This window comes from Bacillus sp. P14.5, from assembly GCF_003316765.1.
GTDB lineage: Bacteria > Bacillota > Bacilli > Bacillales > Bacillaceae_B > Rossellomorea.
This window is the reverse complement of the sequence record NZ_NIJF01000065.1, coordinates 15307-29883: the sequence shown is the minus strand read 5'-3', so window position 1 is coordinate 29883 and position 14577 is coordinate 15307. Positions and strand designations below refer to the sequence as shown.

Annotated in this window: 18 protein-coding genes and 1 pseudogene; 12 read left to right on the top strand and 7 right to left on the bottom strand. The window is 41.5% G+C overall.

Going from position 1 to position 14577, the window contains the following annotated elements:
* The first annotated feature begins 145 nt into the window (after positions 1-145).
* The 7 genes from B9Z54_RS09900 to B9Z54_RS09870 all read left to right on the top strand — a co-directional run bounded on the left by B9Z54_RS09900 (position 146) and on the right by B9Z54_RS09870 (position 7241).
* Entirely contained in the window at positions 146-1378 is a 1233-nt protein-coding gene (locus B9Z54_RS09900; RefSeq protein WP_113928241.1) for a metallophosphoesterase family protein, read from the top strand.
* Positions 1379-1399: 21 nt separating this feature from the next.
* Positions 1400-3469: an AAA family ATPase gene (locus B9Z54_RS09895; RefSeq protein WP_113928240.1), complete on the top strand. Its 2070-nt coding sequence runs from the start codon at positions 1400-1402 to the stop codon at positions 3467-3469.
* On the top strand, positions 3448-3972 hold the full coding sequence (locus B9Z54_RS09890; protein ID WP_113928239.1) for an ATP-binding protein: 525 nt from the start codon (positions 3448-3450) through the stop codon (positions 3970-3972). Before B9Z54_RS09895 ends, B9Z54_RS09890 begins: the two co-directional genes overlap by 22 nt.
* The gene (locus B9Z54_RS09885) at positions 3969-4367 is read left to right on the top strand and encodes an ATP-binding protein (protein WP_113928238.1); all 399 of its coding nucleotides are present in this window, start codon (positions 3969-3971) and stop codon (positions 4365-4367) included. Before B9Z54_RS09890 ends, B9Z54_RS09885 begins: the two co-directional genes overlap by 4 nt.
* 82 nt (positions 4368-4449) lie before the next feature.
* Positions 4450-5655, top strand: coding sequence for an MFS transporter (locus tag B9Z54_RS09880; RefSeq protein WP_113928237.1), 1206 nt, complete (start codon positions 4450-4452; stop codon positions 5653-5655).
* A 372-nt stretch (positions 5656-6027) separates the two neighbouring features.
* Entirely contained in the window at positions 6028-6969 is a 942-nt protein-coding gene (yhaM, locus tag B9Z54_RS09875) for a 3'-5' exoribonuclease YhaM (protein WP_113928236.1), read from the top strand.
* Between the two features lie 92 nt (positions 6970-7061).
* Positions 7062-7241 carry a sporulation YhaL family protein gene (locus B9Z54_RS09870; RefSeq protein WP_113928235.1) on the top strand — a complete coding sequence of 60 codons (180 nt, stop codon included), beginning with the start codon at positions 7062-7064 and terminating at the stop codon, positions 7239-7241.
* 81 nt (positions 7242-7322) lie between these two features.
* Here the strand turns inward: B9Z54_RS09870 and B9Z54_RS09865 are convergent, their stop codons facing one another.
* Positions 7323-8330, bottom strand: coding sequence for a peptidylprolyl isomerase (locus tag B9Z54_RS09865; protein WP_113928234.1), 1008 nt, complete (start codon positions 8328-8330; stop codon positions 7323-7325).
* 190 nt (positions 8331-8520) lie between these two features.
* Here B9Z54_RS09865 and B9Z54_RS09860 point away from each other — a divergent pair, with 190 nt between their 5' ends.
* The 3 genes from B9Z54_RS09860 to B9Z54_RS09850 all read left to right on the top strand — a co-directional run bounded on the left by B9Z54_RS09860 (position 8521) and on the right by B9Z54_RS09850 (position 8942).
* A complete protein-coding gene (locus tag B9Z54_RS09860; protein WP_113928233.1) occupies positions 8521-8607 on the top strand; it encodes a YjcZ family sporulation protein in 87 nt (28 codons plus the stop codon).
* An 89-nt stretch (positions 8608-8696) separates the two neighbouring features.
* On the top strand, positions 8697-8786 hold the full coding sequence (locus tag B9Z54_RS09855; protein ID WP_044022974.1) for a YjcZ family sporulation protein: 90 nt from the start codon (positions 8697-8699) through the stop codon (positions 8784-8786).
* A gap of 66 nt (positions 8787-8852) precedes the next feature.
* Complete coding sequence (locus B9Z54_RS09850; protein WP_044022973.1) at positions 8853-8942, top strand: YjcZ family sporulation protein; 90 nt, start codon at positions 8853-8855, stop codon at positions 8940-8942.
* A gap of 927 nt (positions 8943-9869) precedes the next feature.
* Here the strand turns inward: B9Z54_RS09850 and B9Z54_RS25655 are convergent.
* Both B9Z54_RS25655 and B9Z54_RS09840 read right to left on the bottom strand, forming a co-directional pair.
* Positions 9870-10049, bottom strand: a complete 180-nt coding sequence (locus B9Z54_RS25655; protein ID WP_113928232.1) for a hypothetical protein — start codon at positions 10047-10049, stop codon at positions 9870-9872.
* A gap of 145 nt (positions 10050-10194) precedes the next feature.
* Positions 10195-10743 carry a DUF3267 domain-containing protein gene (locus B9Z54_RS09840; RefSeq protein ID WP_113928231.1) on the bottom strand — a complete coding sequence of 183 codons (549 nt, stop codon included), beginning with the start codon at positions 10741-10743 and terminating at the stop codon, positions 10195-10197.
* A 303-nt stretch (positions 10744-11046) separates the two neighbouring features.
* On the opposite strand from B9Z54_RS09840, the gene B9Z54_RS09835 reads away from it, so the two are divergent.
* Complete coding sequence (locus B9Z54_RS09835) at positions 11047-11376, top strand: DUF1878 family protein (RefSeq protein ID WP_113928230.1); 330 nt, start codon at positions 11047-11049, stop codon at positions 11374-11376.
* On the opposite strand, the gene B9Z54_RS09830 is transcribed toward B9Z54_RS09835, so the two are convergent.
* Together B9Z54_RS09830 and B9Z54_RS09825 are read right to left on the bottom strand one after the other, a co-directional pair.
* Positions 11377-11946 carry an HTH-type transcriptional regulator Hpr gene (locus tag B9Z54_RS09830; RefSeq protein ID WP_113928229.1) on the bottom strand — a complete coding sequence of 190 codons (570 nt, stop codon included), beginning with the start codon at positions 11944-11946 and terminating at the stop codon, positions 11377-11379.
* Between the two features lie 228 nt (positions 11947-12174).
* Positions 12175-12531, bottom strand: a complete 357-nt coding sequence (locus tag B9Z54_RS09825; RefSeq protein WP_113928228.1) for a YtxH domain-containing protein — start codon at positions 12529-12531, stop codon at positions 12175-12177.
* A 230-nt stretch (positions 12532-12761) separates the two neighbouring features.
* On the opposite strand from B9Z54_RS09825, the gene yhzF reads away from it, so the two are divergent.
* On the top strand, positions 12762-12980 hold the full coding sequence (gene yhzF / locus B9Z54_RS09820) for a membrane protein YhzF (protein ID WP_240189873.1): 219 nt from the start codon (positions 12762-12764) through the stop codon (positions 12978-12980).
* An 88-nt stretch (positions 12981-13068) separates the two neighbouring features.
* On the opposite strand, the pseudogene B9Z54_RS09815 reads toward yhzF, so the two are convergent.
* Together B9Z54_RS09815 and B9Z54_RS09810 are read right to left on the bottom strand one after the other, a co-directional pair.
* Positions 13069-13591: pseudogene (locus B9Z54_RS09815) on the bottom strand (tryptophan transporter).
* A 281-nt stretch (positions 13592-13872) separates the two neighbouring features.
* Positions 13873-14292, bottom strand: coding sequence for an HIT family protein (locus B9Z54_RS09810; protein WP_113928227.1), 420 nt, complete (start codon positions 14290-14292; stop codon positions 13873-13875).
* Positions 14293-14577: the final 285 nt, after the last annotated feature.

The following is a 14577-nucleotide window of genomic DNA, read 5'->3' as shown; positions in this document are numbered from 1 at the left end:
CCTGCCAGAGAACTTCATAAAGCGATTAGGATGTTCACTATCAAAAAAGAATATCACCTCTATCCTTATTTTTTGCTGAAAAGTAGTCTATAATGAAAGAATAAGAGAACGTGTATTCGTATAGGATGAAAGAAGGGTTGAATCTATGAGCAAAGTAACATTTATACATACTGCCGACCTGCACTTGGACAGTCCTTTCAAGGGATTGAAACACTTGCCTGAAGAGTTGTTTCAACGTGTGCAGAACAGCACTTTTGTCTCTTTTGAAAGAATAGTCGATCATGCGTTAAGGAAGAAGGTGGATTTATTCCTTATATCCGGGGACCTGTATGATGAAGAAGATAGAAGTATACGGGCCCAGGCCAGATTGAAAAAGCAGTTTCAACGTCTGTGCGAAGCTGGCATTGCGGTATATATCATTCATGGAAATCATGATTATCTGGGGAATTACTGGTCTCACTTGGAGATGCCGGACAATGTAAAAGTCTTTGGTGCGGATGTGGAGGAATTCATCCATACAACAAATGGAGGAAGCCGGGTCCATCTATACGGATTCAGCTATGATACACGCCATGTATTAGAACGGAAAGCAGTTGATTATCCCGCTGTCCGGAATAATGGAGATATCCATATTGCTCTCCTTCACGGAAGCGAAGCAGGTGAGACATCCGCTCACGAAACTTATGCCCCATTCACCATAAAGGATCTCAAAGAGAAAAACTATCACTACTGGGCGCTCGGGCATATCCATGTCCGCCAGGAGCTTTCTGCTTCCCCGCCGATCGTATATCCCGGGAATATACAAGGAAGGCACCGGAAAGAAACAGGTCCAAAGGGTTGTTATACCGTGACCATTGATAATGAAGGATCAGAGCTTGAATTTATTGAAACCCAGGAAATTCTTTGGGAAAAAACAACCATTTCCTTGAAGGAGGAGACAAAGCTCAGCCAGGTCTTTGAGTTGTGCAAGTCAGAAATGGAACGGTTCAGAAAAAACGGGAACACTTTTTTGGAAATTGAAATAACTGATACAGAAGGTTTAGGTGCGGATGTCCTTGAGAAAATAAAGACTGGTGAAATCCTGGAAGCCTTTCAGGATGGAGAGGAACATCAGGATGCTTTTGTCTGGGTGCACTCCTTGAGAATCAAGGAAAACACGGGAATTGCTTATATTGAAGGGCAGGAAACATTCCTGAACGAAATGATTCATAACATCCAGGGCTGGGATGAACAGAGCTGGGACGAGGCTTCCTCTGCCTTATTTCTTCATCCCCAGGCGCACCGCTATATTGATTCACTTCAACCTGAAGAAAAGGAAGAGATTAAAGAAGCGGTATTATCCATGCTGCAAAATTCCTTTTCCCATCAAGAATCTTAATGAATAGAGGAGGTGACAACCATGAAGATCACTGACATACATATCTATGGTTTTGGAAAACTGGAGGATTTTGAATTGAAGGAACTGAGCGGATTTTCTGTTTTTTATGGGGAGAATGAGGCGGGAAAGTCCACTATTATGGCATTCATTCATGGTGTACTATTCGGTTTCCCTACGAAGCTGCACTCTGAGCAGAGGTACGAGCCGAAGACGCATGCCAAGTATGGAGGGAAATTGACATTGTCATTGGATGAAGGCCATTCAATTACAGTGGAGAGAATCAAAGGGAAAGCAGCAGGAGATGCCACCGTTATTTATGAGGACGGAACAACAGGCGGCGAGGAAGAATTGAGAAGAGTATTGAAGGGTATGGATAAGGCGGCCTTTCAAGGGATCTATTCATTTAATATCCATGGCCTTCAAGAGATTTCCAAGCTGAAGGAAGAGGATATCAACCGTTACCTTTTCAGTTCGGGAATGACAGGCACTGATGCTCTTTTCAAGTTGGAGGAGCAATGGCAGAAGGAACTAGACAGATTGTTTAAAAAGGCGGGCAAGAAACCTGAAATCAATCAGAAATTGATGGAAATCAAGCATATTGAATTACAGTTGAAAAAAGCCAGAGAGAAGAACGAGAATTTTACTCTGTTACAAGAAAAAAAGAAGAATGCGGAGGAATCGCTTGCTGCTATTCGTGAAGAATCTGACAGAAGACTGGAAGAGTTGAACCTCATCGAAGCACTTGAAAAATCCTGGAAGGATCTCTGCGAGTATCAGGATATAAGAGAAAGATTAGCTGAATTGGAGAACCTCCATTCTTTTCCTGTAAATGGCCTTCAGCGCTTTGAAAAATGGCAAAGCCAGCATGTTCACCAAAAATCTGCTATGGAAGTCACTCGTACCCGTCTAACAGAATTGAATGAGACTTTAGAGGAAAGTCAGCCCGATGAGACTGTTAGTGATCGCAGCGCATTATTCGCGAGCATCCTTGAAAAAAGGGAGTTGTACATAAGATGGCAGGACCAGGCTGCTGACATAGAGCGTAAACTCACTGTCATTAAAGCTAAAAAAGACCAGTTGATGAGGGAATTGAATATAGCAGATTTTCATTCAATCAAAGATGTCAAATTGGATATAGTCATGAAAGACCGAGTGAAGAGCATGGAAGATTCCTTTAATAAACTAGAACTGAAAAAGGAAACTGTAATTGAAGCCATACAAGAAGAAAAAAAGCAGCTGCGATTCCTGGAGGAACGCTGTGGGGAAATCGAAGAAAAGCTTCTGGAAGAAACCAGCTATCAGGAGCTGCAAAAGAAGGTAAAGGAAAGCAAAGAAGCAGATACCCTTAAGATTCAATATGAGCTGGTTCAAGAGCAACTTAAAGAGAATAGAGACAGCCAGCCAAAAAGAAGTAAAAAAGGCTCTGCTATTTTAGTTGGTTTGGTTTTCTCGATCTTAACCGGGGGTATGGTCTGGTTCCTGTCGGATTCGTTATTCTCAGCTGCAGCAGCATTCCTCCTGGTCCTTTCAGCAATAATCCTTCTCATGAACTTACAGTCGAATAAAGAGGGCGAAGATTATTATGGGCAGTTGAAAGAAAAGGCAGAACTTCTCCGGAAAAAACTGGATGCTCAAAGCGGTGGGGAGGAAGCGCAGAACAGGGAGTTATTGAAGGAGCAAACAGAACTGAGAGAGAACTGGAAACAATGGATCTTGAAATTAGAGAACACAGAAAACGGATTCCTTAAACTTCAAGAAGAGGAACATGGCCTGTTCATAAAAGAACAAAGACTGCAAGAAAGCTTTCGAGATCTGGCAGAGGAGTTACATCTTTCACCTGACATGCCGTGGAAGCTGCTTGGAGAAGCTTTTGACAGGCTAAGAGAGTTATCAGTCCTATATGAGGAGGAGCGGGAAATCTCTGAGATTCACAGAAATCTCCTGGAGAAGATCTCACTTTTCGCGAAGGAAGTTGAGGAAGCTGTCGAAGATACCCAAATAAAATTCACTGTGATTGAAGAGACCTTACTGAGAATGAAAGATGCGCTTGCAGTCAATGAAAAAAATCCTTGTCCTACAACCAATTGCTGAAGCAGCGGGCTGATACTATTAAAGAATTTGAATTCATCCAGGCACAGGAGAATTCAATTCATAAGGAATTGAAGGAGCTGCTGGCTGCCGCTGGAACAGAGACGGAAGAGGAGTACAGGTGGCTTGCTGACTTAAGTAGTGAAAAACATTCCCTTGAACAACAGGAGCGGATCCTGTTTAACCGGCTGGGGGAGAATTTGCTCCATGAATTCTACATACTGAGAGAAGAGAGTCATGAACTGAGTAAAATAAAAAGCAGTCTCGAAGAAGAAATCGCTGAGTTGAAGCGGAAAACTAATAAAGAGAGTGAAAATCTGGCAGAAACGGTTTATGAAATTTCTGTGCTGGAAGAAGGGGAATCTCACTCAAGGCTGTTATACAAATATCATGAGCAAAAAGCGGAATTGAATGAATTGTCCAGGGAGTGGATGAGATATTCATTGGCACGTTCAGCTCTTAATAAGACTATTGAAGAGTATAAAAAGAAAAGCTTCCAAAGGTGATTAGAACGGCAGAGCAGTACTTTGAATTGCTGACAAATGGAGAATACCGCAAGATCCGTTCGAGACAGGAAAATTCTTTTATTATAGAAAGAAGAGACGGAATTGCCTTCACTCCGGATGAACTCAGCCAAGGGACAAGAGAACAGTTATATATTGCCTTAAGGTTCGCTTTGGTATTGATGCTGAAAGATGTGCACTCTATGCCTGTGATCATTGACGACGGCTTTGTCAATTTTGATGAAAAAAGAACAGAAGCAGTCATGAAGCTCCTGAAAGAGTTAAGGGGCGATATTCAAATCCTGTTTTTCACCTGTCATTCCCACATTGCCAGTAAAGTGGATAGCGGAAAGGTAATTTACCTGTCTAAAGAGAGTCTTGCAGCCGGGCAGCATTAACATGGTGATTGTATTAGTAAATCTCACTCTTTTCCGTTACAATACAGAGTAGCACAAAGGAATGACAGAAAGGAAAAATATTATGGATCGTACAAAAGGATGGGCTCAGGCACGGGGTCCTTTAGCCTTATTAAGCTTCAATCTATTCATCATCATGGTTGGAATCGGATTGGTGATTCCAATCCTTCCGTTTTATGTGGAAAAATTCAATGCGAATGCCCAAGTGCTCGGGGCTCTCGTGGCTGTATTTGCGTTCATGCAATTTTTATTTGCTCCCGTTTGGGGAAGGCTTTCTGACAGGGTTGGGCGTAAACCGCTGATCACAATCGGTTTGATTGGGTTCGCCATCGCTGAATTTGTCTTCGCTTTTGCCTCCGGTTTGTGGATGCTGTTTGTTTCAAGAATACTCGCGGGCATATTCGGCTCTGCTTTAATGCCGACTGCCATGGCTTATGTCTCCGATGTCACTGAACCTGAAAAGCGCGGACAGGGCATGGGGATCCTGGGAGCAGCAATGGGAATGGGGATCGTCATTGGGCCCGGAATCGGCGGCTGGCTGGCGGAATACGACCTTTCCTACCCATTTCTGTTTGCGGGGATTGCCGCATCCATTGCTGCTATTTTATCGATCCTGATTTTGCCAGAATCCTATACAAAGGAAATGCGTGAGCAGGAGGAACCTGAAGAGAAAGAAAATCAATTTATACTCATGAAAAAAGCACTTGCAAGTCCGGTCGGATTTTTGCTCGTCCTGGTCTTTATCATGAGTTTCGGACTCGCTAACTTTCAGGCGATCTTCAGTTATTACGCCCTCGAGCGATATGGCTACGGGCCTCAGGAAGTGGGGTTCATCATCCTGGTGATAGGATTGATTGGGACCGTGGTACAGGGTGTGGGAGTCGGGAAAATGACTCAATGGCTTGGTGATCAAAGAGTTGTGACCATTTCATTGCTCATCAGTGCTTTCGGCTTTGTGATCATGACTCTTGCGCCTAATATGGTCTGGGTCCTGATTACCACGGCGGTCTTTTTTGTCGGAAACTCCATGCTGCGCCCCTCTTTGAATTCCCTGATCTCAAAGCTTGCCGGAAAGAGGCAGGGGATGGTAATGGGGCTGAACAATTCGTTCCTCAGCCTCGGGAATGTAGCTGGCCCATTAATCGCCGGAACACTTTTTGAATGGAATATTCATATCCCTTATTTATTCGGTGCATTCATTATGATTATTGGTTTAATTTCAACGAAGGTATGGATAGCCAGGAAAGGGAAAGCAGAGGCGGCAGGTTGACTTACTCATATATTGTTGCTTTCGGAAAAATCCCAACAGCCGGATTTTTCCCCGGATACTAAGAGTTTTATTTCTTATCGGGAAAGAGCAGCTCTTTTCTTTTCGTGATTACCGTATTTTTTCCTTCTTGGTATAGATATTTCTTCGGAATAGTATCAAATAGTAACAAAGTTTACGAAAAGAGCCTTACTCAAAGACAAGCAGTAGCAGTTTCTGCTTGTCTTTTTTGCTGCTGGAATGCCCTTTTGCACCAAAATGGCAAAAATTAAATGAGCCTACAAATCAATCAAAAATATGGAAAGTCCTTTCCTGCCAGTCTGAGTTTATGATTATGGTATACTAGCAGAAACAAGAGAAATGGGAGGAGTAAGAATGTCAGGGATTGCTCAATATGATGTCGGCTCATCAGTTGATTTATTCATGCTGATCAAGCAGGCGACAAAAGGAACAACCAATACAGGCAAACCATTTTTAACATTGATCCTGCAGGACAAAAGCGGGGATATCGAGGCGAAGCTGTGGGATGCAAGCGAGCAGGACGAAGTCAATTTTCAGCCGGAAACTATTGTGAAAGTTTCGGGGGATATTCAAAGCTACAGGGGCAAGAACCAGCTTAGAATCAGGCAGATTAAACCTAGTTCTCCTGGAGATGGCCTGCAACTAAGCGACTTTCTGCAAACTGCGCCTTTGAGCATTGATGAAATGAGCAGCAAAATCACCCAATATATCTTTGAAATGAAAAATCCGAACATCCAGCGGATCACAAGACACCTTCTGAAGAAATATCAAAAGCCCTTCATGGAGTATCCGGCCGCAACTAAAAATCATCATGAGTTCGTATCTGGACTCGCCTACCACGTTGTGTCGATGCTGGACTTGTCCAAGTCGATTGCATCCCTGTATCCTTCCCTTGATACGGACCTGCTGTATGCTGGAGTGATTCTGCATGACCTGGGTAAGGTATTTGAACTATCCGGGCCCACCTCGACAGTTTACACAGTGGAAGGAAACCTGCTTGGACACATTACAATTATGATCAATGAAATCGGAAAAGCATCTGAAGAGCTGGGGATAAATGGAGAAGAAGTCATGATTCTTCAACACCTGGTCCTCTCACATCACGGGAAAGCGGAGTGGGGAAGCCCGAAACCGCCAATGATCAAAGAAGCGGAAATTCTGCACTATATTGATAATATCGATGCAAAAATGAATATGCTTGATAAGGTGCTGGATAAAACAAAGCCTGGAGAATATACGGAAAGAGTATTTGCTCTCGATAACCGTTCATTCTATAAACCGGCTTTTCATAAGTGACATGCTTAAATGACTTTCATTTGAAAGTCATTTTTTATATTTCTCCACATATATTTTTAATAGCAGGACAAACAGTGGAGGGGATATAAAATATGACTTTGCCTATTTGGATGTATTTCATTGTAGCAGGTATTTTTGTCAGTGCTTACATGGCCATGAAATCAGCAAAAGAAGATAGAGATGTGGAAAATGAATGGATTGAGCAGGAAGGGGAGGTTTATATCAAGCGGATGGAGAATGAAAAAGAAAAGCGCCGCCAGCCATCTGCCTGAATTCTCGTTTAAGGGCTCTATTCGTAAACCTTGCCTATATAAAAAAGGGAAGCACTATTAACGTGCTTCCCTTTTTGGTGCTTATTCTTCTGTTGTTTCTTCTTCAGCCGGTGCATCTTCTGCTGGAGCTGGTGTCTCTCCCTCAGCCGGTGCGCCTTCTGCAGGGGCAGGTGTTTCCCCTTCTTGAGGCATAGCTGGTGCTTCCTGAGGGTTCAGGATCTGTTCAAAGCTGTTCTCAAGGTCTTTATCTTGGATTTCCAGTCCTGCATCCTCTATGACGGCTTTCATCGTCTGTTGGATCTTTTCAGGAGTCACCTTAGATAACTTCAATGAATTTTCTAGGTCGTCTTTCATATCTTCAAACGACTCTTTTTCTTTTTTATCCGTTACTTCGATGATATGGAATCCATATTGAGTTTGGATAGGTTCACTGACTTTTCCTTTTTCAAGCTTGTCCAGAGCTTCGGAGAATTCAGGCACAAAGTTCTGTCTGCCTTCATAATCGACCCATCCTAAGCTTCCTCCGTTCTCGGCAGAGCCGGGGTCGTTGGAATATTCCGTTGCCAAGTCTTCGAATGCTGAGCCATCAGCTAGCTTTTGTTTGACTTCGTCAGCTGTCTCTTTATCATCGACAAGGATGTGGCGCACCTCAATCTCAGGCTTCCAATTATCGTAGTATTCTTTAAGCTCATCTTCGCTTACTTCCACATCGGCAGTTGCCGCTTTTTCTTGAAGCAGCTGCAGCTTGAGGTACTCTTGGAATGATTCTTCATCCAAGTTATATTGAGATAAGAACATCTCAAACTGTGGTCCAAGTTGATCCTTCGCTTCATTCAGCTTTTCATCAATCTCTTCTTCCGAAACCTCATACTCCTCACTCAGTACTTTGGTAAGTACCAGTTCCTGAAGTGCTTGCTCCAATTGAGGAGTGAATTTCTCTTTCATTGATGTATATAGTTCTTCCTTTGTAACATCTCCGGCTTTTGTTTCCGCCACGACTTCACTGCTGCCATTGTCATCTCCATTGTTGCATGCAGACAGCCCAATGACGCCAGCCGCTAGAGATACAGTTAAGATCCATTTTTTCATAGGGTTAACATCTCCTAATGTTTATATTGTTCATAAGATTTGTCTAAAAACTACAAAACATACTATATCACAAACCCTACAGGAAAATAAACATTTTAATGGAGAGTTTTCTAAAAAATGGGCATATATAACACCCAAATCTCTGCGTCATACATAAGATATTTTGACTAGAAAAAAGGAGGTAATAAAAATGAGCTACGGATATAACTCAGGATTTGCGCTGATTGTGGTGCTGTTCATTTTATTAATTATCGTGGGTGCAGCCTACATTTGCTAAGTTTTTTCAAAGGAAACATGTAATGCGCCTAAACAAAAAATGATTATTTGAATACGATAAAGTAGCGCTTCTAAAGGAGGTGGAAAGTTATGGGTGGCTCATACGGATATGGCGGAGGTTTCGCGTTGATCGTAGTATTGTTCATCTTGTTAATCATCGTAGGTGCAGCTTGGCTATAATTTAACCTCGATAAGCATAAGGCAATTTATTGCCTTATGCTTCATTAAGAAAGGAGGAAGCGTCTAATGTCAGGTGGATACGGATATGGCGGAGGATTTGCGTTAATCGTTGTATTGTTCATTTTGTTGATTATCATCGGAGCAGCTTGGGTTTAATAACTGCTTAAAAACATAAAAACAGCGGACTGCCTGGGCGGCGGTCCGCTGTTGTGTTTGTTATTGGACAGTGAGGGCAGGAAAGGTTCAGATTCGGGCAGCAGAGACGGAGAAAGCAATGCAGTTTAAGATTGGACCCGTCAGATTGCAGATGAGCCGGGCAAACTAAATACTTATAGAAGTGCCGTTATCATTTGAGACTTTGAGTTCACCTTGTATAACCGATCCTCCGCCGGCGGAGCAGGGTACATTTACGCTACCTCTAGGTAAAGGAATGCAGGGTAGCGGCCCGCAAAAGAAAAATACGGGCCAATGAGAAGAGAAGAAATACAGGATAACGGTCCGCAAAAGAGAAATACGGGCCGATGAGAAGGGAAGAAATACAGGATAACGGTCCGCAAAAGAGAAATACGGACCAATAAAAAGGGAAGAAAAGCAGGATAACGGCCCGCAAAAAAAAATACGGGCCAATGAGAAGAGAAGAAATACAGAATAACGGTCCGCAAAAGAGAAATACGGACCAATAAGAAGGGAAGAAAAGCAGGATAACGGCCCGCAAAAGAGACATACGGGCCAATGGGAAGAGAAGAAATACAGAATAATGGCCCGCAAAAGGGAAATACAGGCCTGGGTGAAGGATAACTTATAGGGGTGTGTATAAGGCCTTCCACATTTCCCTGTCCAGTTCCAGACGCTAGCCCTTTGAATCGCTGCACGAAAAAGAAAGGAAGCCAAAGTGCAGGCTTCCTTTCTTTGTTGCGTCAGCGCTTGTCGGGCCAGGACAGTCGGCTCCGCTTTTCATTGTCCAGTTCCAGGCGCTAGCCCCTCGAGTCGCTGCACAAAAAAGGAAGGAAGCCCAAGTGCAGGCTTCCTTCCTTTTTCGCGTCAGCGCTTGTCGGGTCTGAGCAAGCGCCTTTCACTTTTCTGTTAAGCATACAATATTTCTATGTATGATGAGATTAAAAGTATGGTGATGAGTATGTTGATGGTCCTGAATACTTTTGGCTGTCTTTCTTCAGGTATTTCTTTTTGCAGACAAAGTGAATTTGTCATTTGGTTTATAAAATAAAGGATAAATACTGAAAAAATGATAAAAATGGAGATCATTTTATCCCCTCCCTATATCTCCTATATGCTATACGATACCAAAATATCCTCTAAATTGGTAGAATGAAGTGCTGAAAAGTAAGAAGAGGCAAAATATATAGGAGATTCAGCATGCTTTAGAAAAATTTATTTAATGCTGAATGAACTATATACTGCCTCTTTGAAGGTTTAATATCTCATAGCCATCTTCATTTTCTTCAATCATCGCATCTCTTGGGGAGTAGAGCAAACTTTTTGCATACAGAAAGTCAATTGTGCAGATTCCTGTATGGTAAGCCGTCAGAATCGTAAAATAATGTGAAAAATTCGGCAGCATTACACACCCGGCAAGCAGCACTGTATTGATCGCGAAAAAAGGAAACACCAGTGCTAAGATAAAGCGGTTTTTTGAAATGGGCTCACCGACACGGAAAGAGACGATGGGTATAAAGAATAAATGACGTTTTACTTGATATTTAATTTTGGTTAAATAGGTCAAAATCGGCACAATATGCAGCACTTTATGCAATGGATATATAATCAGCATTCCCGCCAGGAAGATATAGAAATGACTATCATAAAGATCTTCAGATAGTATGAGATTGACAGGTACATAGATGATTGTAAAAACCATCATCATGACGATGGCTGATAATAACATTACACGGCTGTGACCGAATTGTTTTTCCAGATTGATTGTTTTCCAGCAATGCATAAAAAATCGCCTCCAGTAGACGACAAGTATTTGATCTTTCGCTTTCATACTTTACGACGTCTGAACGAAAAAATCAATAGTAAAAATAACATTAATTTGTAAAAAAAATATTCAAATAATTTTTTCCGTCTCCACGTGTGAAAAGGGTGGCTCAGAAACAGGCTGATAGCAAGTTTTCACGGCATTTGGTATCATTTAAGAAAGGAAAAATTGGAAAGGTTTAAAGAAATATCTATAATATTTTTGCACAATAGGATTTGTGCCAGTTTACAAGTGGAACTGATGATAGAAGAGGGTGTTTAAATGAATGATTTATTGAAGAGAATTGAAAAAATTGAATTTCAGCAGAAGCTGCTGATGGAGATGATACCGGAGAGAGGATATGATTTTTACAAGCTTATCATCAAAAGAGGCCTGTCTGAAGCACAGTTACAGGAATTTTATCAACTTTGTGAAAGGTTGAACATTAAATGTCAAGAACAAAAAGCGGAAGGTTTTGTGTTTTTTGCTCCGCTTTTCAAGGAATTTACTGAGGAACTTAACTCCCGGTTGACCCCTCAAGAAGTGATTGATGCCTGTACTGCTCAAAAAATATACCCTTTTTTGATGGAGCAGCTTAAACGCAACCTATAATCAGGCTCCGTCATCAGAAGAAACTTTTTGAAGTTTACCGTCTTCCTCAATGAATTCGGCTTCAATATTATGGAAGGACTTTTCGAAGATTTCCATAAAGTCATTTCCGTAAATATTTTTAACCACAGCCATCATTTCAATCATATCGGGAAAACGTCCATAAAGTTCCCTGAGAGGGGTAACTCCCTCAAAGATTGAATGTTTTTCAGGCTGATAATTCCTCATTAATTCAAGTAAAACGCTTTCACCTTTTTCAGTGAGTTGGATATAGGTATTGCGTTTGTCATTTTCCCTCTTGGAAAAGCGAAGCAATTCCCTTTCTTCTAACTTTTTGGAAAAGTTGAAAGCCGTTGATACATGCATTACCCCGAATTTGGCTACATCTGAAATAGAAGCACCTTTCAAATGGTAGGAAATCCATAGAATATGATGTTCATTTATATTGAGATCGTAGGGTTTAATCCACTGCTGCCAATCTTTTTCAATCGCTTTCCATAAGGCCTTGCTCAGTTGTGCCATTCTTTGGCTGAACAACATCGCTTCCTTCATGGAGTATTCTCTTTCTTCCATATGATTCACCCGCTTTGCAAAAGTTGATTGATTCACCGTGTCTAATTTCAACTAATCTATAAGTCTTACAAATCCCTCTCTTTTATTATGCCAATAAAATAAAAATTAATAAAGGTTTAAATTTACTAAATTTTTCGAAAGGTAGATTTTTTTCTTTATTATAGAGGATTTCCTTCTTGATGAGGCATAAAAAAAGCCCGGCAAAATAGCTTGCCGGGCTTTTAAAAATTATTGTTTGCTGATTTTTTGCTCCATATTATCAGCCAGTTGTTCGATTGCGCTGATATCATCTTTGATATGCTGGATGTTCGGTTCTGTCTCGCCCTGCCAGGTTTGGATAGAACTTTGCATTTCATCTTTGAGATTGGTAATTGTCTGTTTACTTTCAGTTGTCAGGCGTGAAACAGAATCTTTGACCTCAACAGAGTTTGTTTTGATTTCTGTCAGAACAGCTTTCCATTCGTCTTTATTCTGGCTGATTTGTCCTTTCAGATCTTTTCCGGATTGAGGAGCAGAGAGAAGTGTCGCTATTGCTCCGATTGCACTTCCGGCTAATATTCCGAAGGTAACTGATTTCAATTTCATTTATTTTTCCCCCAAATCTAATCTTGAATTTTTATTTCGACACCATAGTCATTATTTCCTTTTTACCCTTTTCGGCAAAACCCTAATCAACTTTTCTCATAACCCTTTCATTTCGGCATAAACATGTCTTATAGGGGTGTTTAAGGAAAGTTTTTCGTTAGCTTTTCCTCTTATAAGATAAGGGTCTTTTAGTATCCAGGGTCAGGAGGAAGAAGCCATGCGGAAAAACTTTGAAGAAGGAAGGGGTGGAGGATGTGGATGGCATTATATTCGGATTTTTCGCGTTGAGCGCAATATTGTTCTTTGGCACGGTCCACTATTTTATGGCTGCACAAAAGCCGGGAATGTATCCGCCAAAAAACATCTTGAAGAGAAGAGCTGGTGTATTGGCAGCAGGAGGGGCCATCACGTTGGTTCTGGGCATCCTGCTGTGGGTTGCGGTGACGTAGGTTCCTGTTGTCTCTTAATAAGTGAACAATAAAAAGGAACCCAAAATAGGTTCCTTTTTGATTTTTATTATGGAAATTAAGGCTGTTTTTATGATGAAGCCGATTGTGCGAAACTGGTTCGCTTGATGATCGTTGTAACAAGTGGATAAACCACAAACATTGCTCCCGCATTGACCAGTGCTGCCGGCAGTACCACGGCGGCGAACAAACCAAGGAATGCTCCTGGAAGGCCTGCTATCAAGTAAGCGGAAGTCAGGAAGAAAACACCTGAAATAATTGTTCCAACGGCTGTCAGGACAGCTGTCCCTGCAATCGTATTTGAATATTTTTTAACTCCCAGAACCATTAAATAGAAGACAAATGCAGTTAGCGGTTTGTCAATCAGGTTAGGGATGAAACCTGCCGGAAACTGTGTTGTCAGGCCGGAAATAATTCCGGTAGTGATTCCTAGCAGCAGTACATTTTTTTGTCTGGAAATAAAAAATGCCTAAAAACATCATTGTCAGCATCATGTCCGGCTTCATTCCAAGAAATACTCCCGGGATGACAGCGTGCAGTACAGCACCTATCCCTACTAACAGTGAAAGTGCGACTAAAGATTTTGTATTCATTTCTCATCTCTCCTCATCTAATCTTTTCTCAACTTTGCTTCTCCCGCCGTGCACTCATTGCCGGCAGCGAAAAGTTAAAAATAGTATATCACAGCATGAATCGCATTAACAGCAAAAGGTTTGAATTTTTTGATCAGGCCTTTTATGCTGCAAAATGGCAGTATGTGTGAACACTTTGACATCCGATGATAAGTTGATTGAGGTCAAAATGGTATATAAAAACTCCCCGTGTTAGGAGGAGTTTTCGTTTCTATTGTGTAATTAGTAAAGGGATGTTTGTTTTACAGGTGCTTGCTGATTCCTTCTGCAATTTCTTTCAAATCGTCAGGAGTGTATTGATCTGTGTGTGTTTTCCATACTGCCCCAAATCCGTCACCCTGCCCATAGCGAGGGATGATGTGCATATGAAAATGGAAGACAGATTGTCCTGCATCTTCACCGTTGTTATTGAGGATGTTTAAGCCGATAGGATTATATTCAGCCTTGATCGCATTTGATATTTTGGGCACCGCTGAAAAAACCTTAGCAGCTGTTTCTTCTGTCAGATCATAAATATTTTCTTTATGTACTTTAGGTATTACAAGAGTGTGTCCCTTGGTTACCTGGCTGATATCGAGGAATGCAAGGACGTGTTCATCCTCATATACTTTGGATGAAGGAATCTCTCCGTCGATGATTTTACAAAAAATACAGTCACTCATACTATCCCGCCTTTCTGTGTTTTTCTGATTTTATCATAAGAAGTGAAATAATGGAAAGGACAGAGAAGAGGCTGGCAAGAAGGTAATATCAGCATCACCCTCTGCCAGCCCCATTTGAAGGAGGACTATATTATAGGTTCATTTGTGGAACGTCTGAATGCTCTGCGATAAACACCTCATTTTGCATTTTTTTGCAAGATCAGTGAGTATAGAGATTCTGTTTTGTCTGACTCTGGTTCAAAGCGACCATCCCCTTATCTTATAGCTTTTACACTTTAAGAGTTC